Consider the following 23,684-nt stretch of genomic DNA (forward strand, 5'->3'; position numbering starts at 1 on the left):
ACGATCATTCTAGTGCGTGATAAAAAAATATACCATCCATTAGAATGATCATTCTAGGGACATTATTATCCTTTCGGCGGTGATTGTCAAGGGCAAGTATATATGCTGTTTGTTTAGATTCCGTTTAAACTCAGTTTACATTCCCTAAGTACATTAGGTCTGCAGCAGGGATCAAGGCTATGCCGAAAGGAGGAGAGGCTTAGGTCTGCTTCGGTATCCAGTTAGCTAGAAGATATCGTGATAGCTAGAAGATGTCCAGATAGTTATAACATTGACAGTTAGAATTCTATCTACTATGCTTGCTATATTACTTAGAATTCTATCTAATTGACAAGGGGACATGAAGATGACCGAACCTATTTTGCATACACCGTATTCAGATTTGATCCGTGAGATTGGCTTGAAGCTTAAGAGCTCTGCCGATGCCCGGCTGAACGAGCTGGGACTGAATTCCGCGCAAGGCCGGATGATCGGATATATCTATGAGAATCAGGACAAAGGCGTAATCCAGAAGGATCTGGCGGAGCAGTTCAAGCGGCGCGGGGCCAGCATCACCAGCATGCTCCAGGGCCTGGAGAAAAAAGGCTACATTGCCCGCGTCACCCATGAGAAGGATGAGCGTCAGAAGAAGCTGACCGTATTGGAGAAGGGAGTTGTCCTGGTCGAGGAGTTCAACCTGATGTTCTCGGATGTTGAAGCCGGTATTACCCGGCAGCTCAGCAAAGAGGAGGCATCAACCCTATTGTCGCTGCTGTCCAAAGTTAATCAAAGCTTGTAATGGAATGAATTGGATTATGAAAGTACACGTTTGGAGGAATGAATATGAACAAGGAAGTATCCAACCAATATTACCTGGAATCCGCTCCAATGAAAAAGGCGATATTCCATTTGTCGGTTCCCATGATGATCGGCATGTCAGTCGGAACGGTCTACAATGTGATCAACGCGTATTTCATCGGCCTGCTGCATAATACGGGGATGCTGACGGCGATCACGCTGGGCTTGCCGATTTTCACCGTCCTGATGGCCTTCGGCAATGTGTTCGGAGTGGGGGGCGGAACCTTCGTCACCCGGCTGGCCGGGGAGAAGAATACGGAGAAGGGAAAGCGGATCGCCGGATATACCTTCTATGCAAGCATCATCGCCGGGATCGTTATCGCCCTGCTGGCGCTGCTGGCGATTAATCCGCTCACCCGCCTGCTCGGTGCGGATGCGGCAACCTTCGCTTACACGAAGACCTATGCCCTGACGATGTTCGCCGGCGGTTTCGCGATTGTGCTTAACTTTGCACTCGAACAATTGGTCCGTGCGGAGGGGGCGTCGAAGGAGTCCATGTACGGGATCTTCATCAGCACGGCGCTCAGCCTGATTTTTGACCCGCTGTTTATCTTGATTCTGGGCTGGCATGTAGCCGGAGCGGCGCTGGCCATGTGCCTCGCTAACCTTGGTTCGGCACTTTATTATCTCTATTATCTGGAGAAACGGAGTCAGAATCTCAGGGGGTTCCTGAAGCATTTCAGAATATCCCTGCAGGATAAGCTGGAGATCTATAAAGTCGGCATCACTGAACTGCTGCAATGCGCTTTTTTGATTGTGACAACACTGCTGCTTAATAACTATTCCATCCAGTATGGTGATAATGTGGTAGCCGGGTTCGGGGTAGCGCTGAGAATTGTGCAGATTCCCGAGTTCCTGTCGATGGGACTGTTCCTGGGCCTGATCCCGCTCTTCGCCTTTAACTATGCCAGCAGGAACAGAGCCAGACTTACCTCAAGTATTAAGTATGCTTTTGGCTATATCGCCAGCATCGCGGTGGTATTTGTCAGTCTGGTCTATGTGTTCCGGGGACCTATCCTGCATTTGTTCTCCAATGATAACTCGGTGATCAGCATGGGGATTTACATCCTGGCAGCCATGCTCATCTCGGCGCTGTTCAATGGTTTCACCGGTCTGTTCATGAGCATTTTCCAGGCTACAGGCCAAGGCGCACAGGCGGGGATTATGGCAGTTACGCAAGGCGTGCTCTATATCCCGGTGATTATTGTGCTGCATCATTTCTTCGGCCTGCATGGCGTGATCTGGTCCATGACCGTTACCGAGGTGACGACAAGCCTCCTGGGTGTTATCCTGTTCCTAGGCTTCAACAAGAAGCTGAGAAACATGGCTAGTGCAGATGATCCGGAGGGGGCTGCGCCGGTGGCGTCGGTGTGACGCCTGAAGCAATGATGCCTTGAAGACCTGAAGCCCTAAGTAAATTACTTAGATTTCTTTAAAAACCTTGAATCTATATAGGGTAAACTTAGAATCTGAATTGCTGCATGGACGAACTTCTTGCTCTGCAGGAGGTTCGTACATCGGCTGGTCAACATTCTTAAGTTTAGCTTATATACAAGGTTTTTTGGCGTTTAGGAAATTATTCGATGTATTCATGGGACACCCGAAGTAGGCTATGAGAGGGAAATATGGTGGAAAAGTGCCCCTGATTCCGGTAGAAGTGGGTCTGGAGAGGTAAATGAGGGGCAAAAGTGCCCCTGGTTCCGGCAGAAGTGGGCTTGGAGAGGTAAATGAGGGGCAAAAGTGCCCCTGATTCCGGCAGAAGTGGGCTTGGAGAGGTAAATGAGGGGCAAAAGTGTCCCTGGTTCCGGTGGAGGTGGGCCAGGAGTAGGGAATGAGGGGCAAAAGTGCCCCTGATTCCGGTAGAAATGGCCTGGAGGGGGAAATGAGGGGCAAAAGTGCCCCTGATTCCGGTGGAAGTGGCCTGGAGGGGAAATGAGGGGCAAAAGTGCCCCTGGTTCCGGTGGAGGTGGGCTTGTAGAGGTAAATGAGGGGCAAAAGTGCCCCTGGTTCCGGTGGAAGTGGGCGTGGAGAGGTAAATGAGGGGTAAAAGTGCCCCTGGTTCCGGTGGAAGTGGGCGTGGAGAGGTAAATGAGGGGTAAAAGTACCCCTGGTTCCGGTGGAGGTAGGCCTGTAGAGGTAAATTAGGGGCAAAAGTGCCCCTGATTCCGGTAGAAGTGGGGCGCAGATGAAAAATATAGGGATAAATCCCACTAATTACGCCGAAAGTAGGCAGAATGAGGGGAATAGAGGGATAAATCCCATTAAATACGCCAAAAGTAGGCGGGACGAGTGAAAATATAGGGAAAAATCCCTTTAATTCTGCTGCAAGTGGGCTTGTGAGTGGAACGAAGGGGGACAGCGTCTCTCAATACGCCTCATCATCGCCTGCACCTATAACACTCCGTCCGCACTCACCTCCCAACTCGTGCTTGCCCGCACCCGCCAGTCACCGGCACCCACCGCCCCCGCCCGCACCACCGTCAGTCACCGGCACCCAGCGCCCCCGCCCGCACCCCGCCAGTTACCGGCACCCACCGCCCCCGCCCGCACCACCACCAGTCACCGGCACCCACCGCCCCCGCCCGCACCCCGCCAGTCACCGGCACCCAGCGCCCCCGCCCGCACCCCGCCAGTCACCGGCACCCACCGCCCCCACCCGCACCACCGTCAGTCACCGGCACCCACCGCCCCCACCCGCACCACCGTCAGTCACCGGCACCCAGCGCCCCCGCCCGCACCCCGCCAGTTACCAGCACCCACCGCCCCCACCCGCACCACCGTCAGTCACCGGCACCCAGCGCCCCCGCCCGCACCCCGCCAGTTACCAGCACCCACCGCCCCCACCCGCACCCACCGCACCCGCCCGCCCAACTCCTGCATAGCTAAATCCAGCTGCTTTATAGTAAAATGAGATAAATTTAATCACAGAGGAGTTACTGTATGCTGGACGTCAATGAAATTCAAGCGCGGATTCCCCACCGTTATCCGTTTCTGCTGGTAGACCGGATCACCGAGCTTGAAGAAGGCAAGCGGGCGGTCGGAATTAAGAATGTGAGTATAAACGAACCATTCTTCCAGGGGCATTTCCCCGGATATCCGGTGATGCCGGGTGTATTGATCGTAGAGGCATTGGCCCAGGTAGGCGGTCTAGCCATGTCCAAGCAGGAAGAGGGCGGAAGCACCATCGGACTGCTCACGGGAATCGACAACTGCCGGTTTAAGCGTCAAGTGAAGCCGGGAGATCAGCTGCGCCTTGAATTTGAGGTCACACGCGTCAAAGGGATGATTGTAAAAGGAACCGGGACCGCCACTGTAGACGGTGAGCGGGTGTGCGAGGCAGAGATTATGTTTGCGTTCAGCGGGCAATAACTAGCGGAAAAGGTGGCTGGAGAAAGATCATGAGAAAAAGTGTTGTATTTAAAACGGTTTCATGCTATTTTATAAACAATAAAAACGTTTTTATTGCAGAGGAACAATGATATGGGAAAGATAACGATTAAAGACGTGGCCAGAGAAGCGGGCGTCTCCATCTCCACGGTCTCCAACGCCTTGAATGACGTGGATGTACTCAACCCGGAGACCAAATCCCATGTGCTGAAGGTAGCGCAGCGCCTGAATTATGTTCCGAACCTGAACGGTAAGCTGCTGAAGTCCGGTACGACCAAGATGCTGGGGTTCTTCACCACAAGTGTGTCAGGTCCATACTTTTACAAGCTGGTAGAATCCATGGCCCGTCAGTGCGACCGCCTGGGTTATGGCCTGAATGTATTTGTCACCAAGGACAAACAGGTGGTTATGAGCAATATTCTCGGACGGCGCGTGGATGGCGTCATTATCTACGAAGAGCTGGGCATCGATGAGAAGGACATTGCCGCGATGAAGAAAGACAAGATCAAGGCAGTGTTTCTGGACCGGGTGCTGGAGGACGAGGGGATGGGGAGCATCATTTTTGATTCTTTTGAATCCGGGTATGAGGCTACCAAATATTTAATCGGCTTGGGGCATAAGAAAATTGCCTATATCTCCGGCGTAGATACGATGTTCGACAGTGTGCAGCGTAAGGAAGGTTACCTGACTGCACTCCGCCAATATCAGCTTCCGGTGGATGAGGATTACATTCTTCAGGGTTATTTTGAGGAAGACAGCACTTATAATGCCGTCAAGGCCTTTATGCGCGTGCATCCCGAGAAATTGCCTGACGCCTTCCTGGCCGGTAATGATATCAGTGCGATCGGCTGTATCCAGGCGCTTAAGAGCTACGGGTATGAGGTGCCGGAGGATGTCAGCGTAATGGGCTTCGATGATATTGATATCGCTCCATACTACTCGCCGCCGCTCACGACAGTGCGGAATCAGATCGCAAGGCAGGGCATGCTGGCAATTGACCACCTGGTGCGTATGATTCAAGAGAAAGAGCAAGGCGCCGTACAGAAATTGCAGGGTGAACTGGTAGTAAGAGGCTCAAGCCATGTAAAGATAGACCGGAATGACCGCCCGTAAAGGGCAGGAGTGGTCGTTTCCAGATATAAATATCCATATGTTTTCGCTCGATTAGGTTTCCTTCTGTTTCTACTTCATTGTTATATAAAAATATGCACAGCAGGGGGGCTTTTTTTTGCGCGGAAATAAAAACGTTTTTATTGATTTAAACATCTGATTTCTTGATTTGGAGGGGAGAAGAACGTGAATAAAACAGCTGTAGTACCGTCAACTTCAATGCCGCCGAACGCCAAGAAGCCTATGGGGCAGCGGATCAAAGAGTTTGTAATCGATTACAAAAGGCAGTGGGAGATTCAATCGATGATTCTGCCGGGCATTATTTTTATGATTATTTTTTGCTACATACCGATTTACGGTCTGACAATTGCCTTCAAGAACTACACGGTCATAGACACACTATCTTCCGCACCCTGGGTGGGGCTGGATAACTTCAAGATTATTCTGTCTGACGAATACTTCTGGGATGCGGTCGTGAACACGCTGGGCATCAGCTTCCTGAAGCTTGGGATCGGGTTTATCATTCCGATTATTCTCGCCATCATGATTTACGAGCTGAATATGGGGCGCTTCAAAAAATTCGTCCAGACCATCTCCTACCTGCCGCATTTCCTGTCATGGATCGTTCTCGGCGGGATGCTGATCACCTGGTTCTCTACTTCCGGCTTGTTCAATGAGCTGCTGCTGAATCTGGGACTGATCTCGAAGCCGTCCAACATTCTGCTGGATTCCGGCAAGTACTGGTGGATTGCCACGTTGTCCGATATCTGGAAAGAAGCCGGATGGGGCACGATCCTGTATCTGGCCATTATGTCAAAAATCGATCCGACCTACTACGAGGCGGCCAAAATAGATGGAGCCAGCCGGCTCCGGCAAATCTGGAATATCACGCTTCCGAACATGAAGTCGATTATCAGCCTGAATCTGATTCTGACTGTAAGCGGTTTACTCGGTTCTAATCTGGATCAGACGCTGGTCCTCATGAACTCCCAGAACCGGGCCAGAGCGGAGGTCATCAATTCGTATGTATACCGTATGGGGATGACGCAAGGTGACTTCTCGTATGCGACCGCCGTTGGTTTGGGTGTCTCCATCGTATCGGTGATCCTGCTGGTTACGGCCAACAAAATCACCAGTAAGTTAAATGATAATCAATCCGTGTTATAAAGGGAGGCATGTGCTGTGAACCGAAAGGTGGTTAAAGAAGATATCGACAGCCGGATCTTTGACGCGGTCAATATGGTTCTGCTGGTAATCTTCATGGTTATTATTCTCGTTCCCTTATGGAACGTCATTATTTCATCCTTGAGCTCAGGCAAGGCGCTTGCCGAGGGCGGATTTATTTTCTGGTCCAAAGAGTTCTCGCTCGAGAATTACCGCGCGGTATTCAATGACAGCAGCATCGGGCAGTCCTTCCTGGTCTCCATCTCCAAAACCTTCGTCGGGGTCTTCACCCATGTGTTCTTCTGCGCCATGATCGGCTACGGTCTCAGCAAAAGATACATCCGCGGCCGCAAGCTGTATGTGGCGATGGGCGTCATTACGATGTTTTTCTCCGGCGGGATGATTCCGACTTACCTGCTCATTAAATCGCTCGGACTCCTGAACAGCTTCTGGGTGTACATCATACCTGCATTATTCAGCTATTACGACGTTGTCATTCTGATGAACTTTTTCCGGAATGTCCCGGATTCGCTTGAAGAATCGGCCAAGATTGACGGCGCAGGCGACTGGCATATTTTCCTGAAAATCTTCATTCCGCTCTCCATGCCCGCTATGGCGACAATCGCTCTGTTCAACGGGGTGGGGCAATGGAACGACTTCATGACAACGAAGCTATATATCACCAATCAGGCCCTTTATCCGCTGCAGATGAAGCTGTATGAGATTATCGTGCAGTCACAGACCCAGTCGATGCAGAACATCGGGGGCTCAGCCGTGATTGAAACCACCACCAAAGGGGTTCAGCTAGCAACAATTGTCATTACTACCCTGCCTATTGTTGCGATGTATCCAGTTCTTCAAAGGTACTTTATCTCCGGCATGATGATGGGGGCGGTCAAAGAGTAGAGAAGAAGAGGGGGCGTATTTTTCAAAAAAAATCGGTTTCTACATCATATTATAGGAGGTTTATCAATGATTAAAATGAATAAAGTTCTGGGGAATAAGGGTGTTAAGCTCGCGCTGCTGCTGATGGCGGCAATGCTGGTTGTGGCAGGCTGCAGCTCGAACGGCGGTTCGAAGAAGGGCAGCGATGTCTCAATAGAAGACCGCTACACGGTGGACCCGGAAACTCCGGCCTGGCAGCTGGATAAAAAGTCAGAGACTACGGAATTGACCTGGTATGTCAACGCGGACTGGTGGAATACGGACTTCGGCAAGGATGTGGTGACCAAGAAGATCAAAGAGGATCTGAACATCGACATCAAGTTCATTACGGGAGACGACACCAAGCTGAATACGTTCTTCGCGGGTGGCGATATGCCGGATCTGCTGACGATTTTCGACTCGAACTCTCCGGTCGTGCAGAAGGCCGCTACCTGGGCGCTCCCGCTGAATGATCTGGCCGAGAAATATGATCCTTACTTCAACAAGGTTGCTGCGGCCGACACGCTGAACTGGTTCCAACTGAAAGACGGCAAAACCTACGGCTATCCTAACTATTCCAATACACAGGCTGATTATGACAGCGGTAACATCCCGGCCAAAACGGCTTTTGTTATCCGCAAGGATGTCTATGAAGCACTGGGCAGCCCCTCCTTCGGGACCCCGGAAGAATTCAAGAATGTCATGAATCAGATCAAAACACAGTTCCCTGACATGATTCCCTTCGGTTTCAACTCCATTGGGGAAGGCACCGGCTCGCTCGGGGATGTGCTGCAGGATTTCATCGGCGTTCCGCTGGAAACGGAAGACGGCAAGTTCTACAACCGCAATCTGGATGAAGATTATCTGACCTGGCTTAAAACGCTGAATGCCGTATACAGAGACGGGGCGATCAGTGACGACAGCTTTGCCGATGACGGTACAGGCTTCGAGGAGAAAGTGAAATCCGGTAAATATGCCACGATGCTGCTCGACGGTACTCCACAGCAGGGCGGGAATCTGCAGATCTTCATGAGTGCTAATCCGGGAAAAGAGTACATTGCCATCGATGGTCCACAGAGCACAGTGGGACATCAGCCGACCCTCAATCAGTCCGGGATTACCGGCTGGATGATCAGCTACATCACCAAAGACTGCAAGGACCCGGCTAAAGCGATTCAAATCTTCACGTACCTGCTGAGCGAAGAAGGCCAGAAGCTGATGAACTATGGTATTGAAGGCGAGACCTACAAGGCAAATAGCGATGGAACGGTTGAACTGCTGCCTGAAGTGAAGGATCTGCAGCTGAATAATGCGGATAAGTTCAAGAAGGATTACCGGATGGGCGAATTCATGTTCTTCGGGCATGACCGCCACAAAGCGCTGAGCAAGGATGCCTTCCCTGAATCGATCAAGCAAATGCAGGAATGGGGCCAAGGCAAGCTGAAACCGCATTTCATTCTGGAGAATATCAATCCGGATCAGGGTACGGCGGAAGCACGCGGCCTGACGGCGATTAACACCACCTGGAACACAACAATGGTAAGCATGATCCGTGCCAAGGATGATGCAGCCTTCGACAGTACCTTGGCTGACTATAAAGCCTTCCTGGACAAAAACAGCTGGGATAAGATCGTAGAAATCCGCAGCGGGAAGATGCAAGCCAACAAGGAAAAGCTGGGCATTAAATAAGCAAGGCACAAGAAAGGGCCCGCTTTGGGCCCTTTTGCATAAAAAGATGGAGGGATAACACATGCGGGAAATTATCATGTATCAGTCTAACGGAGAAGACGAGCTGTTTGTGGAGCAGTCAGTTGCACAGCTGCCGCAAATTTCTGCTGATACGGTTACTGCCACAGTTGAGATAGATGCCAGTCATACGTATCAGGAGATGGATGGGTTCGGGGCCTCCTTCACGGACTCGGCCGCCTATCTGATTCATCAGGTGCTTGACGAGGAGCAGAGAACAGAGGTTATGAGCAAGCTGTTTGATCCGCAGGATGGCATCGGCTTGTCCTTCCTGCGGAATCCGATGGGGGCATCGGATTATGCCAGAACGGTCTACAGCTATAACGATCTGCCTGAGAACGAGACAGATCCCGGATTGTCCGGGTTCTCCATTGCCCATGACGAAGCGGATATTATTCCTTTATTGCAGCAGGCGCTGAAGCTTAATCCTGAGATTAAACTGATGGCTTCACCCTGGAGCGCACCGGGCTGGATGAAGACCAGCGGGTCGATGATTACCGGTCAGCTGAAGCCGGAGCACTATCAGGTGTATGCGGACTATTTCGTCCGCTATATTCAGGACTTCGCGGCTCATGGTCTGCCTACCTATGCCGTCACTGCGCAGAATGAGCCGCTCTATGAACCGCAGCATTATCCGGGCATGCTTATGCTGCCGGAGGAGCAGCTGGAGTTCATCCGCGACTATCTGAAGCCAAGCTTCAGGAAGAATGGAATTGAAGCCAAAATCCTCTGCTACGATCACAACTGGGACCGGCCGGATTACCCGCTGACTGTTCTGGAAGAAGCCGAAGCGGAAGTGGATGGCGTAGCCTGGCACTGGTATGGCGGTGCACCGGCTGCGCAGTCAGAAGTGCTGGCGGCTTATCCCGGCAAAGAGGTACATTTCACCGAAGGCTCGGGCGGGGAATGGATTCCGCCGTTTGAGCAGGCGTTCTCCAATGTGATGCGCACGGGAATTGAGATTTTGCGGAATCACAGCAAGTCGTTCGTGCTGTGGAATATGGCGCTGGATGAACAGAATGGCCCCACCGTTCCCGGCTTCGGCAAGAGTACCTGCCGCGGAGTAGTGACGGTCAACCAGCAGACCAGGGAGCTTACATATACCCTGGATTATTACGCGCTGGCGCATTTCAGCAAAGTCATCCGGCCCAAGGCGTTGCGCCTTGCTTCTGCCGCTAGCAATGAGCAAGTACGCTCCGTTGCCTTCCGCAACAGTGACGGATCGGTTGCGGCGGTTTTGTTCAACGATGGGGATACGCAAGAGAATGTAACTGTGAAGCTACAGGGAGAAGAGGTGCTGACCTTCTCCATGGCGCCGAAAAGCGCTGTTTCATTGAAGGTGGACGGCAGTAGGGAGTAGCAGGCTCCCGACAAGTTCAGCCAGATCAGTTTGTGTCCAGTCACGTTACTTATTGTCAATAAAAGGAATCGAATAGATTGAATGAACAAGGCGTTCCGCAAAGTCATGAACTGGCTGCCGGAACGCTTCTTTTTTGCCGGAAATGTAAAAAATATCAATCTTCATCAAAAAGTCACAAATATACTTCACTTTTTATCTGCCAAATACAGTTATATAGAGTAGAAAGGAGAGGACGCAAGTGGATGAAGGTGAATGGGTTCGTCGCATCCAGGAGGGGGAGACCAGGTATCTGACGCCGCTGATTGAGCGGTATTACGCCGGAATACAAAAGTATTGTTATTACCGGCTCCGCAGTGAGGAAGAGTCCAAGGATCTGACCCAGGAGACCTTTTACCGGTTCTGCAGGCATATCGCAAGGTATTCGAATAGCGGGAAATGCCGTGCTTACTTATATACGATTGCCCGGAACTTATGTAATGACCATCTGCGGAAGAGAGTGCAGTTTCCTTCCATGGAGTTTGATGAAGCTGTCACCGGGGAAGCTGTCTGGCAGGGTCTTTCTATAGAGGAACAGGTGGAGAAGGGGCAGCTGGTCGATGAACTGCTTCACTTGCTTCCGGAGGAGCAGCGGGAGCCGGTATTTATGCGTTTTTGCCTGGATTTGACCTTCCGCGATATCGCCCGTATTACGGGAGTGAATGTATGTATGGTACAGTACCGTGTTAAGCGCGGGCTGAACAGTTTAAGGAGTCATTTGGAGAGGAGTGATCATGTTGAACAAGCATCAGCAGTCCATCATCGGAATCCTGCAGAACTCCCCCTCGTTCCCCGTTGAGCGGAAGCGGCTGGAGGAAACCATCGGGGGAGCTGAGACAGAGCTAAGACAGGCGCTGGCCGGACGGAGAACAAGTTTAGCAGATTTCTATAAGCTGCAGCTCCGCTTCATCAGCCGGAAGGTATGGGCGGCGCAACTGCTTATCGTAATGGGAATGGCATTCTTACTGCACAACTCTGTGCAAGGGCAGAGGGTTAATATACAGCTTATGATGCTGGCCTCTCTGGCTGCACCTTTACTTGTAATCACAGGGATACAGACCATGACCCGGTCATTAAGCCGCTCTATGCTGGAGGTTGAACTCAGTACCTATCATCTGCTTGATAAGCTGACAGCTGTCCGGATGAGCCTGCTGGGAATGGCCGATCTGCTTGGATTAACGCTGCTTGGGGCTTTGCTGGGTACATGGACAGATGCCGGAGTTCTGGAGGTGGTCCTATACTTGCTGATTCCCTTTAATCTGGCTTGCTTTGGCTGTCTGTGGCTGCTAAACCGGGTGCGCACACCAAACTGCGGTTACTATTGCCTCTTATATTGCTGCCTGCTGGTGTTGTTACAGCTCATTGTTTCGTTTAACCCCCCGCCCCTTCTGCTCAATTCATCGGCTGCAGGAAGAGGTCTGGTGTTACTGCTGCTCTCGGCAGCAGGATTGGTCTATGAAGGGTACGGTACACGCAAGACCTGCCGGAGTCTGGAAACGGCCGCACAAGGAGGAGTATAGGATGCTGGAGCTGACTTTGAACCAGGTACATAAACATTTTGCCGCGAGGCATGCCGTAAACGGAGTTTCAATCAAGCTTAACAGCGGTGTATATGGTCTGCTGGGAGCAAACGGGGCGGGCAAAACAACGCTGATGCGGATGATATCAGGCATTCTGATACCAACCTCAGGGAGTATTCAAATGAATGGCCGGGACATTAGCCGGATGGGCGAACGATACCGTGATATGCTCGGCTATTTGCCGCAGGACTTTGGGTATTACCCGGATTTCAGCGCACAGGAATTTCTCTGGTACATAGGGACATTGAAAGGCTTGAGTCTGCCGGCGGCAAAAGGAAAAACAAGGGAGCTTCTGCAGCTGGTTGCTCTGTCAGAGGTTGCGCGCAAGAAAATCCGTACCTTCTCCGGAGGAATGAAGCAGCGGCTCGGCATTGCCCAGGCACTGCTTAATGACCCCTGCGTTCTTGTGTTGGATGAGCCGACAGCAGGACTTGACCCCAAGGAACGGGTACGCTTCCGTAATCTCCTAGCCGATCTGGGCAAGGAGAAAATCATTATTCTTTCGACGCACATTGTTGCGGATGTAGAATACATAGCGGATCAGATTCTGGTGATGAAGCAGGGAAGCCTGCTGATGACAGGTACGGTGCAGCAGCTGACAGCTGCGGCTGAGGGCTGTGTATGGTCATGCCGAATTCCGGCCCGGGAGGTTGAAGAATGGAATGCCCGCTACTGCATCAGCAATCTGCGGCATGAAGGGGAGTGGGCAGAGCTGCGTATAGTGTCTCAGGAGAGGCCGGGGGATCAAGCAGTAGCTGTTGTGCCTACGCTGGAGGACTTCTATCTGTATCATTTTCAAGATGATTTGACTGTTGCAGCTGGTGCAGGCATACGGGAGGTGCAGTGAATGGATATATTAACCCGGTTTGAGTTGCGGAAGATTGTTCGGAAGAAATCATTTTATGCAGGAGTCGCGATCATAGCGGCTGTGGCAATCTTAATGTCGGTTATACTGGTGAACAATGCGCAGATCACAGGCCGGGACGGCAATTTCTTGAATGGGGTTCGCGCGATCCGGCTAGAAAGAGAGTATGAACGACAGCTCGCGGGTCCATTAACCACAGACAAGCTGGAACAAACGATAATCCGGCATCAGCGCCTGCTGCAAGATCCTGATAATCTGGATGGGAAAGGGGAGCTGACCGTTAGTGCCTTTGCTAAGAATGAGGTCCAGTATGAACAGCTATATTCTTTAATTTCCCGGGCGTTCTCTCCTTTGAATGAATACGATTATGATATCCGCGATAAATTGCAACCTGGTGACGCCGCTGCCTTTTATCAGAAACGCATGGAGAGGGTACACGAATATTTGAATGCAGAGCATCCCGAGGGCAATTATTCGGCACAGGAGAAGGCCTTCTTTATCCGCATGAATGAACGTATCCCGGTTCCTTTTGAGATGAACTACGTCACAGGCTGGGCCAATGTGTTTGAGAACCTGCAGTTTATTTTTCTGTTCACTGCCTTTGTCATCGCAGTATGTCTGGCCCCTGTCTTCGCCGGGGAATATCAGAGCGGAGCCGATGCGCTCCTTCTATCCTCCCGTTATGGGCGCAGCAGGCTTATAGCCGCGAAACTGAGGGCAAGCCTGATTGTTTCAGTAATGCTGCTTATCTTTGGCCTGGGCCTCTATACGTTCCTGCTGCTTGGCATATGCGGTTTTGAGGGCGGAACCGCCAGTGTGCAGATGATTCAGTTTAGAGCCCCGGTTCCCTATACCGTCCTGCAAACTTATATATGGGCAGTCCTGATCGGCAGTCTTGCGTGTCTGCTGGTTGGCGGGATAACCCTGTGGATGTCCAGCCGTATGCGAAGTCCCTTCCCTGTGATCATTGCCGCCGGGATGCTGCTGTTCGTCCCCATGGCTATTCCGGCAAGTGAGAGCAGCCGGCTGTTCAATCATCTAATGGCATTATTGCCAAACAATATGTTTGACAGCTTCCGGAAAATAACGGATTACGAGGTTATTCATATATTTGGTCAATTGATTCCGGAGTATAAGGTTATACCTGGGTTTGCCGTTATCGTTATAGCTCTGCTGCTGCCATTTACGTACCGGGCCTTCAAAAACCATCAGGTTGCCTGAAAGTAAGCTGGTTTGAGCTGCGGGTTTATGGAGTATTGTTAAAAAATAGGGGCTATCCAAGCAGCCATTGCACGGCTGACAGGATAGCCCCATTCTTTTATTTGGCGGACGTACGGCTGAAGATATCAGTGATCTCATCCAGCAGCCTGTCCAGCGTAATCGGGTCGTCGAAGTTGTACTTGCTGTCGAAGGTGTAGACACGGCCTTCTTTGACGGCAGGAATAGCTTTCCATAAGCCGCTATCTGTAAGTGCCGTCTGTCTCGCTACGGTTTCGCTGCTGTTGTCGGTCAGAATGAACATGTGTGTGCCGATATACTGCGTCAGCACCTCGTCGGAGATGTTCGCGAACCGTTCGTCGGCATCAATCAGCTTCTGGACACCTTCTGTCGGTTTGAATCCGAGTTGTCCGTACAGCGTTTCGTTCAGGCCTTTGTTGCCCATGATATACAGGTCAGAGCCCAGGACAAGCAGGGAGGTAGCGGTTTCGCCTTCTGTTATGTTCAGCTGTTCCTTCACAGCAGCAACCTTCGCCTTGTAAGCATCGAACCAGGTATCCGCCTCTGCAGTACGTCCGAACAATTCAGCTAACTGGCGCACGCGTTCTTCCGTGGGGAAGGTGCCGTCAAGACCAACCACTACGGTCGGTGCGATCTGACTTAGCGCTTCAATCCCGGTCTCATCCCAGTCGTCAAAGATGATCAGGTCCGGAGATAAGGCCAGAATCTTCTCTGGAGAGAACGGATACCCGATATCTTCAATGCCTTCGAGCAGATCAGGGTAGGCAACCTGCGTCCCGATGACACTAAGCGAGGCTCCTATAGGCTTCACTCCAAGCGCCAGCAGGTCGCCGGGATTGCTGCCGACATATACAATATTTTGCGGATCGGCCGGGATTTCAACCTCTCTCTTTTTATAATCCGTGTACAGCCGTGTTGTAGCTGCAGCGGGCTCTGTTGCCGCCGGAGTTGCAGCCGGTGCTTCGGTAGCAGCTGCCGTTGCAGCCGCAGAAGCCGGAGCTGCGTTATTACTGTTGTTCGATTGTCCGCAGGAGGACAGAATCAACGTGAGGAGCAGAAGGGTTAAAGGAAAAAATATCTTTTTTGTGCTTAGCATGGATGACGCTCCTTTATGATTGTTTGTTATGTAACTAGCCCCTCCCGCTATTTACAACGGAGTTGAATGGTCCGCAGAGGCAGGGGGAAAGGTTGGAGGTAAGAGCAGCCGGTCCTCAACTGTGAAATTGTCCTTACACCTAAATGAATATGATAATCATTATCACTAGATTATATTTTATTATAATAGAGAGGAACAGCAAGGTTGTCAATCCTCAAAGAAACTCTTCTAAGCAACAGCTCGATCAAAATCAATATAAATAAAATCCCCTACATCATTTGGAAGATGAAGGGGATGATTTTTGATAGAGATCATTTAGCTTTAACTATATAGATTGAACTTGAAAATATACTAAAAAGGGAAAAGTGGCGGAGGAGAATTTTGGAACTGTAGGAGCGTCAGCGTCCGCCTTTGTCTGCGGATTTCCACCGCGAACAGCGGGTTAAATTCAAGAAATCTGCAGACAACAGCGGCCGGAGGGCCAAATATTCTCTGGAGTCACGGTAATCCCTATAGAAAAAATACAAGTTCAATCTATATAGATGAATAATATCATATAGCTACTGCACCGGTTGAGAATGCTGATCCTTCTTATATTCATTTGGCGGCAGGCCGACCTCCTGCTTGAACAGCTTGGAGAAGTAGGAGTAGTTAGTGTAGCCTACCTTGTTCGCAATGGTATAGACGGAATGGTGGGTCGTTTCGAGCAGATGCTTGGCGGCGGCGATACGGACCTGAATGACATAGCTGCCTAAGGAGATGCCGGTCTCCTTCTTGAACAGCCGGGCTAGATAATCCGGATTCAGGTAGACGATCTCCGCCAGATCGCCCCGGGTCAGATCATCGCCGTAATGGGTATGGATGTATTGCTTGATCTCTTCGGCTATCGACTGGGGCTGCGAGGTGAAGTCGCGGTATTTCATCGCCGTGCTGACCAGATAGTTCAGGTATTCCTCCATATCCTCAATGGATGCCAGTGAGTGCAGCAGCAGCTGGTCATGGGTTTTGCCGGTGTATAATTTGTGAACCTGTATGCCCTTCATTTTGAGGAAGGAGTAGACGAGCTGTACGATATCAAGCCGGAACAGGCTGAGGACAGAGGTGTCCAGCGCCCGGCCCCGGAGCATCCCCCGCAGGTATCCGGTCACCTCGGCCAGAAAGGCGGAAAGGTTGTTCTGGCTGAGCAGCTCTTCCAGCTGCGTCAGATCCGGCGGAAGATAGGCGGTTTTGCTATGCTGCAGATAGGTCTCTACCAGGAAGGTATGATTCCGGCTGCGGGTGATCTCCTCGTCCATCGTCAGCGCAGCTTTAAAGATATTGCCGACCTCGCCAAGTTCACCGGCTAAGCCGATGGTGCAGCAGGCGTCACATTTCAAATACGGATTGGCTTTTTGGATAAACGAACTGCACAGCTCTTCCAGCAGGTGAAGCTCAGGTGCCCTGTTCCATTTCAGAATGGCGATCCAGTTCGATTCCTTATATTCAAGAATGCTCTCGATCGAGAAAAGCGGGCTCCCCAACAGCTCATACAGCACATTCAGCAGCGCGAAATCAAACAGGTATTTCTCTTCCTTGCCCATGCTGCCGTTATGGGGGAAGAGATTGAAGAGCACAGGCTGGATGATCTCATTCATCTGATAGCTCAGATTCTGCTCCTCCATGGCATGGAAGATAGCAGAGGTCCGGATGGGGAAGGCCGTGCTGTCATTGACCAGCTTGCGCCAGAAGTGCTCAAGAATTTTCGCCTGATTCTTTTGCCAGAAATGCCCCTCCTGAATGGCTTTCTCGTTATGCTGCTGCTCTCTGGCACGGGCAATCGCTTTCTGGATAATCAGCATCAGCTTGTCGAATTCGATCGGCTTCAGGAAATACTCGAAGCTCTGCAGCTCAATCGCCTTCTGCGCATAGTTGAAATCGGCATAGTTGGTCAGCAGGATCGTCTGGATCCTGTATTGCCGTTCTCTGATCCAGGCCAGCAGCTCCAGCCCGCTCCCCTGCGGCATTTCGATATCGGAGATGAGAATCTGCACGGAATGGTTCTCCAGGATGGCCTGGGCCTGCGAGACATTATTCGCGGTGAATACGGTTTCGATCTGAAGAAGAGTCCAGTCAATTCTCTTCTGCAGCGCGGCAATTACATAGTAGTCATCATCAACCAGCAAAATATTCATTAGAGTTGCTCCGTTCCTGTTGAGAGTTCCGGCAGATCCGGGAGGCAAAGGGTGATGCATGCGCCGCCTTCTGCGGGATTGGAAAAGCTGACGGTTGCTCTGCTTAAATATAAGTATTCCAGCCGTTTAAGCGTATTCATAATGCCGATCTGGTTGCCTTTGGACTGGTCCAGCGGCTTACCCTGCACAAGCTTATCCAGCACCTCTGCGGGGAATCCGGGACCGGTGTCGGAAATCTGGATCACGGTCATTTCTTCATCCTCTACTCTGCGGCGTTTCACCGTAAGCCGGATCTGCATCTCGTTAGCTCTGGAGATCGCGTATTTGACAGAATTCTCGATAAAGGTCTGCAGCACCAGCGGAGGAATCTTCATGTCCGTGGTCTGCGCCTCCTGTTCAATCTGATAGATGAAGGCGTCGCGGTAGCGGCTTTTCTGGATATCGAGGTAGATCCGTACATGCTCAATCTCATCCGCAAGCAGGACAAAGTCCTCGCTGCCTTGAAAAATATATCTGAAATATTTCGAGGTGGACATCGCCATCTGCTCAATCTCCTCGTACATTTGAATCTGCGCCATGCTGTAGATGCTGGTCAGGCAGTTCAGGAAGAAATGCGGCTTGATCTGCTGCTTCATGAAGTCCAGCTGGATATTTTGCTTCTCCAGTTCCTGCTCGTACATGGCGATTTTGTAATTGCGTATCTGTTCGACCAAATCCTTGAACTGCGCGCTAGCCTCTTCCAGCTCGATGATTTTGCTGTTTTTGAACCCGGCAGGCTGGCCGTCTTCATTAAGGTGCGTCAGACTCTCCGAGAAGCTCTGGATCGGTCCGAGCACCCTGCGGTTGAAGAACAGCATTACGGCGCAGAGCGTAGAGGTGACCATGAAGAAGAGCAGCATGATGAGCAGCTGGGCGATCATTATTTTCTCAAAAGCCCCGAATTTGATCACCATCTTGGCGCTGAAAGCCGTACCTGAGAATTCGCTCTTAATGATGGTACGGGACTGGAACAGGTTCCGGATGCCCGTCTCTTCCTGCAGAGGCTTGCCGCTGTTCGTAACCAGGGTGGATAGGTCTGTCCCGTTCTCATCAACAAGTGAAGCGTAGCCGTTCGCGCCCAGATTAATCTGGCGGAGCGGGGTAATGAGATTATCGGCCGAGATCATCCCGATGAAATAACGGTTGTGGTACGGAACAATGTTGATAATGTAATATTTACCGTTCACGAGTATAGGGGTCCAGCGGGAATAGAACTTCTCATACACCTCTTTATCATCGATAAAAGAAATAATCTGCTTCTTCAGCTCCCGGTAGACGGTATAATCGATGCTGATGGGGGCGCAATTCAGGAAGAAGGACTGGTTTTGTAGATAGTAGAAGAAGTTATATTCCTGACCGTAATTCTTCTGCAGCTCCGTGAACCTTTTATGCAGATCCTCGTTTGAATTAATGAACTCCTTGCTGGTCTTGTCGTGGGCATTCATCATATTCAGGCTCTCATCGTTCGCGAGCGTCCAGCCCATATAATGATTAATGTAGGCAAAATCATGATTAATCCGGTTGATATACAAATCGGCGGTATCCTGCAAATACCGGGTGGACTGCTGCTTGACGATGGAAATGGAAGCAACGCTGATGACAAGATCCAGAATAAGCACAATAAATGAGATCAGAATCGTGACTTTTACATAATGGCGTATCGGGTAGGGTTTGTTTCTTGCCGGTTTTTTGGCCATAGTTGTCTGGTGAAGTCCTTTCCTGCATGTCCGTTTCCGGACGTACTACTTGCGAGTAGGTAACACAGTCATTATAAAACCCCGGGATCAAAAAAACATGGGGAAATCCCGGCTTTTCACCCCAAAGTCCGGATACAGCAAGTAAAAGTCTGAATAGCGTCATGAAAACTGCCTGAAACCGGGGGCTGGCTTCCCTAAATAATGTAAGCGGATGCATAGGTCCGAATAACAGGGCGTTATTGTCCGGAATGCGGAGAAGTAAGAAGGTATCATTAGGGATGTCAAAAGGATCTAATACACCGAAACGGGGGATTATGAATGGTTAAACAGAACAGGAAACCAGTGGCCAAGAAGTGGGCTATCTCACTAATGGCGGCAGCGATGCTTGTCGGACTGGCCGGATGCGGCGGCGGCAACAAGGAGAATAACACGGCGGCTGTAGACACGGACAGCTTCAATAAAGAAGGCCTGCCGATCGTCAAGGAGCCGGTAACGCTTAAGGTACTGACGGTACGCTGGGGCAGCATGGGGGATACCTTCACCAAGAACCAATGGCTGATTGATCTCGAGAAGAATACCAATGTCAAAATCGACTGGCAGGTCATGTCCTCCAACGACTGGGCAGAGCAGAAATCCATTCTGCTGGCCAGCGGCACCTTGCCGGATGTCGTGCTGGGCGATCAGACCTTCACCGACTCCGATATTGTGAACAATCTCAGCTATTTCCGTCCGCTGGATGATTATATTGATCAGTACATGCCTAATCTCAAGGCGGCGATGGAAGAAACACCGGATATGAAGAAGATCAGCACCTTCCCGGACGGTAAAATCTATTCCATGCCGACCCGCCTGCCTTCGCGTCCGAAGAGCTCACGCCAGCCGGTCATCAACAAAACCTGGCTCGACAAGCTGGACCTGAAGGTTCCGGAGACGATTGACGAGCTCTACACTGTGCTCAAAGCCTTCAAGGAGCAGGACCCGAACGGAAACGGCAAAGCGGATGAAATTCCGTATATCGAAGTAAGCAATGATATGATCAGTCCGTTTGGAATCGCCGATCTGAATACCAACAACATGCTGGTTAAAGACGGCAAGGCTGTGTATTACCCGATAACGGAGGAGTACAAGGAAGGCATGAAATGGGAGAATAAGCTGTATTCCGAAGGTCTGCTCGACAAAGAGCTGTTCACCCAGGACGCTACGATGATCTCGGCCAAGTTCCAGAATCCGGATGCGCCGATCGTCGGCTTCACCTACCAGTGGACACCGGATGCCGTATTCGGCAAATGGAGTGACCAGTATGTAACGATTCCGCCGGTTGCCGGACCGGATGGTAACCGCTACACCATCGGCAATCCGATCGGGATGAGCCTGAACCGCAACGAGCTGCTGATCACTTCTTCCTGCAAAACACCGGAGATTGCCGCACGCTGGGCGGACCAGTTCTACACGAACGAAGCGAGCATCCAGAACTTCTGGGGTGCGATTGGAACGGTTATCCAGAAGAATGATAACGACACCTATACGCTGATGGACCCTCCAAGCGGAACCAGCGCAGATGCCTGGTACTGGGATCAGTCCCTGCGGGACTTCGGACCGAAATATGTAAGCCCGTCCTTCGAACAGAAGATCGTGCTTAACCCGGAAGCGGGTGACGGTCTTAAGCTGGAGCTCGACAAGCTGGGCAGTGAATATGTAACGACACCGTTCCCTAACGTAATGTACACCTCCGAGGAGTTCGAAGAGCTTCCGACGTTGACCACGGATATTGATACGTATGTGAACACCATGCGTGCACAGTTTATCAGCAAAGGGGATATCGACGGGAACTGGGATGCTTATGTGAAGAAGCTGAACGATATGGGTCTGGATAAGCTGGTGAAGATCCGCACGGATGCATACGGACGTTACAACAGCGTGAAATAAAGAACATAGCTCTAAAGATTCCACTGATCCGCGGAAGGAGGCTTCTACAATGACGGTTACGATGAAAAAAGTCGCCCGGAGAGCGGGAGTCTCCATCTCCACGGTCTCCCGGGTGCTGTCCGGCCGGCCCGTGGTCAGGGAGGAAGTCTCCCGCAAGGTGAAGCAGGTGATGGAGGAGCTGGGGTATACGCCGAATATCATCGCGAAGAGCCTGGTGTCGAAGTCAGCCCGCTGCTTCTGCATTCTGCTGCCGGGACCTTCAGAGCAGGCCATCTTAGGCCTGATGTTCATGGAGACTATACGCGGAATTATAGCGGAGGCGGGCCGCTTAGGATATGACACGATCATCTGTTCAGGTGCGGATGAGCAGGAGGAACTGAAGGCTGTATCCGGTCTCTTGAAGGGACACCGCGCAGACGGAGTCATTCTGCTGCCATCCAGCAGGGAAGAGGCTGTGATGGGGTATTTGCAGGGCAGCGGATACCCTTTTGTCCTGGCAGGCCGCTGCGGCGGTGATGAAGGCATCATAAGTGCGGGTACGCAGCAGAATATGGCTGATTTTGAGGCTGCGCAGCATCTGGTCAGGGCGGGATATGAGCTGGGAACTCTTGCTGTCCGGGCATTAACCGGGAAGATCAGGCTTCCGGAGCATCTCAAGGTAAGCAGAATCGTGTAACCAATAGGAGTGTAAGTATGGCTAAATTAACGGAAGTAACCCTGCGGAACCAAGTGGTCTATTCCATATATGTGCGCAATCACAGTGGAGAAGGAACCTTCAAGGCGGTAGAGAAGGACCTGGAGCGCATCAAGGAGCTTGGTGTGGATATCATCTGGCTGCTGCCGGTGCATCCGATTGGCCTTGCTGCCCGCAAGGGCGGGCTCGGCAGCCCTTATGCCAATCAGGATTACCGGGAGATTAATCCGGAGCTTGGCACTCTGGCGGATTTCCGGAGTCTGACGGAGGCCATTCACAGGCTCGGGATGAAATGCATCATTGATGTGGTCTATAACCATACCTCGCCCGATTCCTGGCTGGCAGCGCACCATCCAGAATTCTTCTACAGAACTCCGGAAGGCAAGCTTGGTAACCGTGTTGGTGACTGGGGCGACATTGTGGATCTGGACTATAACAATCAGGAGCTGTGGGATTATCAGATCGAATCGCTGACAATGTGGGCGGGCATGGTAGACGGCTTCCGCTGTGATGTGGCTCCGTTGCTGCCGCTGGACTTCTGGCTGCGCGCCAGGGAAGAAGTGGCTGCGGTCAATCCCGGCTGTCTGTGGCTCGCCGAATCCATCGAACCGGACTTCACGATGCATCTGCGTTCCCGGGGCATGGTCAGCCTGTCCGACAGCGAGGTGCTCCAGGCGTTTGATGCCTGCTATGACTATGATGTGTACCCGTATTTCACGGGCTATCTGAACGGCAGCGTTACGCTTGGCAGCTATATAGAGAAGATCAATGCGCAGGAGTATATCTATCCGGGCAATTATGTGAAGCTGCGGTTTCTGGAGAACCATGACCGGCCGCGGGCCAAGGCACTGTTCCCGGAGGAGAATGAGCTGATCAACTGGACAGCGTTCATGTATTTCCAGAAGGGAATGCCGCTGATCTACGGCGGGCAGGAGACGGAGAATGAGGTCTGTCCCGATCTGTTCGACAAGAATACCGTTAATTGGAATACGGGCAAGGACCTGTCCTGGCTGTTTAAGGCGCTGTACCCCATTAAGCACAAAGCAATTATGGCCCATGGTGTCTGTCAGCTGAGTGCGCAAGAAGAGGACGGAATGGTCACCGGTATCCATACCTGGGGTGAGCAGAAGCTGGCCGGTGTGTTCAGCCTGAGAGGCAGGCAGGGAGATGTGGATCTGGAGCTTCCGGATGGAGCGTATGTTAATCTGATTGACGGCAGCGTGGTAACCGTGGCAGAGGGCAGATTGCACTGCAGCGGCCGGCCGGTGATCATCGAAGCATGAAATAAGCAGTAGGAGCAAGCTTCAGGCTGCCCTTTGATAAAATGCCGTCCCGCACCGATGTCTGTTGCAGGGCGGTATTTTTGTTGGCAAGGGAAAGTCCCTTTGCTCCCGCCGGAAGTGGGCGGGAAGAGGGAAACAAAGGGATAAGTCCCTTTAAATGCGCCGGAAGTGGGCGGAAAGAAGAAAATAAAGGGATAAATCCCTTTAATCCCGCCAGAAGTAGGCGGAAAGAGGGAAATAAAGGGATAAAGCCCTTTAATCCCACCAGAAGTAGGCGGGAAGAGGGAAATAAAGGGATAAATCCTTTTAAATCCGCCAGAAGTGGGCGGAAAGAGGGAAATAAAGGGATAAATCCCTTTAATCCCGCCGGGAACGCTGGATGGGTTAAGCCTAATTCGTGGTAGCTGCCGGATTTGCCTTCCGGGTGATTTCGTACTCCGGCAATTATCCGAAACATGGTTTCTGCCCCAAAAGTCCGGATAACGTTAGCGGAGGTCTGCATACCGTCCGGTTTATTGTCTCCCGGGTAA

19 protein-coding genes are annotated in these 23,684 nt (G+C 51.4%); 15 read left to right on the plus strand and 4 right to left on the minus strand.

From position 1 onward, the window contains the following. Positions 1 to 346 precede the first annotated feature (346 nt). From NSQ73_RS08535 to NSQ73_RS08590, 12 genes are all read left to right on the plus strand, one after another. A complete protein-coding gene (locus NSQ73_RS08535; protein WP_340986136.1) occupies positions 347 to 778 on the plus strand; it encodes a MarR family winged helix-turn-helix transcriptional regulator in 432 nt (143 codons plus the stop codon). Between the two features lie 44 nt (positions 779 to 822). Beyond that, positions 823 to 2,211 (plus strand): MATE family efflux transporter, encoded by a 1,389-nt coding sequence (locus NSQ73_RS08540; RefSeq protein WP_340986137.1) that lies wholly within the window; start codon positions 823 to 825, stop codon positions 2,209 to 2,211. A 1,566-nt stretch (positions 2,212 to 3,777) separates the two neighbouring features. Then, complete coding sequence (gene fabZ / locus NSQ73_RS08545; RefSeq protein WP_340986138.1) at positions 3,778 to 4,206, plus strand: 3-hydroxyacyl-ACP dehydratase FabZ; 429 nt, start codon at positions 3,778 to 3,780, stop codon at positions 4,204 to 4,206. Positions 4,207 to 4,317: 111 nt separating this feature from the next. Further along, complete coding sequence (locus NSQ73_RS08550; protein ID WP_171718141.1) at positions 4,318 to 5,337, plus strand: LacI family DNA-binding transcriptional regulator; 1,020 nt, start codon at positions 4,318 to 4,320, stop codon at positions 5,335 to 5,337. A gap of 183 nt (positions 5,338 to 5,520) precedes the next feature. Continuing rightward, positions 5,521 to 6,501: an ABC transporter permease gene (locus NSQ73_RS08555; protein WP_340986139.1), complete on the plus strand. Its 981-nt coding sequence runs from the start codon at positions 5,521 to 5,523 to the stop codon at positions 6,499 to 6,501. 15 nt (positions 6,502 to 6,516) lie between these two features. Beyond that, complete coding sequence (locus NSQ73_RS08560) at positions 6,517 to 7,404, plus strand: ABC transporter permease subunit (protein ID WP_171718142.1); 888 nt, start codon at positions 6,517 to 6,519, stop codon at positions 7,402 to 7,404. A 66-nt stretch (positions 7,405 to 7,470) separates the two neighbouring features. Beyond that, on the plus strand, positions 7,471 to 9,111 hold the full coding sequence (locus NSQ73_RS08565; RefSeq protein ID WP_340986140.1) for a sugar ABC transporter substrate-binding protein: 1,641 nt from the start codon (positions 7,471 to 7,473) through the stop codon (positions 9,109 to 9,111). A gap of 61 nt (positions 9,112 to 9,172) precedes the next feature. After that, positions 9,173 to 10,528 carry a glycoside hydrolase family 30 protein gene (locus tag NSQ73_RS08570; RefSeq protein WP_340986141.1) on the plus strand — a complete coding sequence of 452 codons (1,356 nt, stop codon included), beginning with the start codon at positions 9,173 to 9,175 and terminating at the stop codon, positions 10,526 to 10,528. A 238-nt stretch (positions 10,529 to 10,766) separates the two neighbouring features. Further along, entirely contained in the window at positions 10,767 to 11,363 is a 597-nt protein-coding gene (locus NSQ73_RS08575; protein ID WP_340986142.1) for an RNA polymerase sigma factor, read from the plus strand. Continuing rightward, the gene (locus NSQ73_RS08580; protein WP_340986143.1) at positions 11,299 to 12,084 is read left to right on the plus strand and encodes a hypothetical protein; all 786 of its coding nucleotides are present in this window, start codon (positions 11,299 to 11,301) and stop codon (positions 12,082 to 12,084) included. Before NSQ73_RS08575 ends, NSQ73_RS08580 begins: the two co-directional genes overlap by 65 nt. A gap of 1 nt (position 12,085) precedes the next feature. Beyond that, a complete protein-coding gene (locus NSQ73_RS08585; RefSeq protein ID WP_336102069.1) occupies positions 12,086 to 12,991 on the plus strand; it encodes an ABC transporter ATP-binding protein in 906 nt (301 codons plus the stop codon). Further along, on the plus strand, positions 12,992 to 14,230 hold the full coding sequence (locus tag NSQ73_RS08590; protein ID WP_340986144.1) for an ABC transporter permease subunit: 1,239 nt from the start codon (positions 12,992 to 12,994) through the stop codon (positions 14,228 to 14,230). It abuts the gene before it with no gap. 97 nt (positions 14,231 to 14,327) lie between these two features. On the opposite strand, the gene NSQ73_RS08595 is transcribed toward NSQ73_RS08590, so the two are convergent. The 3 genes from NSQ73_RS08595 to NSQ73_RS08605 form a co-directional block, all read right to left on the minus strand. After that, positions 14,328 to 15,344 (minus strand): ABC transporter substrate-binding protein, encoded by a 1,017-nt coding sequence (locus NSQ73_RS08595; RefSeq protein WP_340986145.1) that lies wholly within the window; start codon positions 15,342 to 15,344, stop codon positions 14,328 to 14,330. Positions 15,345 to 15,904: 560 nt separating this feature from the next. Continuing rightward, complete coding sequence (locus tag NSQ73_RS08600; RefSeq protein WP_340986146.1) at positions 15,905 to 17,515, minus strand: response regulator; 1,611 nt, start codon at positions 17,513 to 17,515, stop codon at positions 15,905 to 15,907. Next, positions 17,515 to 19,251 carry a sensor histidine kinase gene (locus NSQ73_RS08605; RefSeq protein WP_340986147.1) on the minus strand — a complete coding sequence of 579 codons (1,737 nt, stop codon included), beginning with the start codon at positions 19,249 to 19,251 and terminating at the stop codon, positions 17,515 to 17,517. Before NSQ73_RS08605 ends, NSQ73_RS08600 begins: the two co-directional genes overlap by 1 nt. Before the next feature lie 318 nt (positions 19,252 to 19,569). On the opposite strand from NSQ73_RS08605, the gene NSQ73_RS08610 reads away from it, so the two are divergent. From NSQ73_RS08610 to NSQ73_RS08620, 3 genes are read left to right on the plus strand one after another with little or no spacing between them, the layout of a single operon-like run. Beyond that, the gene (locus NSQ73_RS08610; RefSeq protein WP_340986148.1) at positions 19,570 to 21,177 is read left to right on the plus strand and encodes an extracellular solute-binding protein; all 1,608 of its coding nucleotides are present in this window, start codon (positions 19,570 to 19,572) and stop codon (positions 21,175 to 21,177) included. 49 nt (positions 21,178 to 21,226) lie between these two features. Further along, complete coding sequence (locus tag NSQ73_RS08615; RefSeq protein ID WP_340986149.1) at positions 21,227 to 21,853, plus strand: LacI family DNA-binding transcriptional regulator; 627 nt, start codon at positions 21,227 to 21,229, stop codon at positions 21,851 to 21,853. A 17-nt stretch (positions 21,854 to 21,870) separates the two neighbouring features. Beyond that, on the plus strand, positions 21,871 to 23,154 hold the full coding sequence (locus NSQ73_RS08620) for an alpha-amylase family glycosyl hydrolase (RefSeq protein WP_340986150.1): 1,284 nt from the start codon (positions 21,871 to 21,873) through the stop codon (positions 23,152 to 23,154). On the opposite strand, the gene NSQ73_RS08625 is transcribed toward NSQ73_RS08620, so the two are convergent. Then, positions 23,141 to 23,611: a hypothetical protein gene (locus NSQ73_RS08625; RefSeq protein WP_340986151.1), complete on the minus strand. Its 471-nt coding sequence runs from the start codon at positions 23,609 to 23,611 to the stop codon at positions 23,141 to 23,143. The genes NSQ73_RS08620 and NSQ73_RS08625 overlap by 14 nt on opposite strands. Positions 23,612 to 23,684 lie beyond the last annotated feature (73 nt).

It is taken from the genome of Paenibacillus sp. FSL R10-2736 (assembly GCF_038000245.1).
Classification (GTDB): domain Bacteria; phylum Bacillota; class Bacilli; order Paenibacillales; family Paenibacillaceae; genus Paenibacillus_AQ; species Paenibacillus_AQ phytohabitans.

Bases quoted from the DNA above. Each gene is read 5' to 3' on its own strand.
- NSQ73_RS08590 (WP_340986144.1), top strand. From the start codon at position 12,992: ATGGATATATTAACCCGGTTTGAGTTGCGGAAGATTGTTCGGAAGAAA.
- NSQ73_RS08595 (WP_340986145.1), bottom strand. From the start codon at position 15,344: ATGCTAAGCACAAAAAAGATATTTTTTCCTTTAACCCTTCTGCTCCTC.
- NSQ73_RS08580 (WP_340986143.1), top strand. From the start codon at position 11,299: ATGTTGAACAAGCATCAGCAGTCCATCATCGGAATCCTGCAGAACTCC.
- NSQ73_RS08600 (WP_340986146.1), bottom strand. From the start codon at position 17,515: ATGAATATTTTGCTGGTTGATGATGACTACTATGTAATTGCCGCGCTG.
- fabZ (WP_340986138.1), top strand. From the start codon at position 3,778: ATGCTGGACGTCAATGAAATTCAAGCGCGGATTCCCCACCGTTATCCG.
- NSQ73_RS08615 (WP_340986149.1), top strand. From the start codon at position 21,227: ATGACGGTTACGATGAAAAAAGTCGCCCGGAGAGCGGGAGTCTCCATC.
- NSQ73_RS08605 (WP_340986147.1), bottom strand. From the start codon at position 19,251: ATGGCCAAAAAACCGGCAAGAAACAAACCCTACCCGATACGCCATTAT.
- NSQ73_RS08565 (WP_340986140.1), top strand. From the start codon at position 7,471: ATGATTAAAATGAATAAAGTTCTGGGGAATAAGGGTGTTAAGCTCGCG.
- NSQ73_RS08585 (WP_336102069.1), top strand. From the start codon at position 12,086: ATGCTGGAGCTGACTTTGAACCAGGTACATAAACATTTTGCCGCGAGG.
- NSQ73_RS08625 (WP_340986151.1), bottom strand. From the start codon at position 23,611: ATGTTTCGGATAATTGCCGGAGTACGAAATCACCCGGAAGGCAAATCC.
- NSQ73_RS08550 (WP_171718141.1), top strand. From the start codon at position 4,318: ATGGGAAAGATAACGATTAAAGACGTGGCCAGAGAAGCGGGCGTCTCC.
- NSQ73_RS08535 (WP_340986136.1), top strand. From the start codon at position 347: ATGACCGAACCTATTTTGCATACACCGTATTCAGATTTGATCCGTGAG.
- NSQ73_RS08620 (WP_340986150.1), top strand. From the start codon at position 21,871: ATGGCTAAATTAACGGAAGTAACCCTGCGGAACCAAGTGGTCTATTCC.
- NSQ73_RS08540 (WP_340986137.1), top strand. From the start codon at position 823: ATGAACAAGGAAGTATCCAACCAATATTACCTGGAATCCGCTCCAATG.
- NSQ73_RS08570 (WP_340986141.1), top strand. From the start codon at position 9,173: ATGCGGGAAATTATCATGTATCAGTCTAACGGAGAAGACGAGCTGTTT.
- NSQ73_RS08610 (WP_340986148.1), top strand. From the start codon at position 19,570: ATGGTTAAACAGAACAGGAAACCAGTGGCCAAGAAGTGGGCTATCTCA.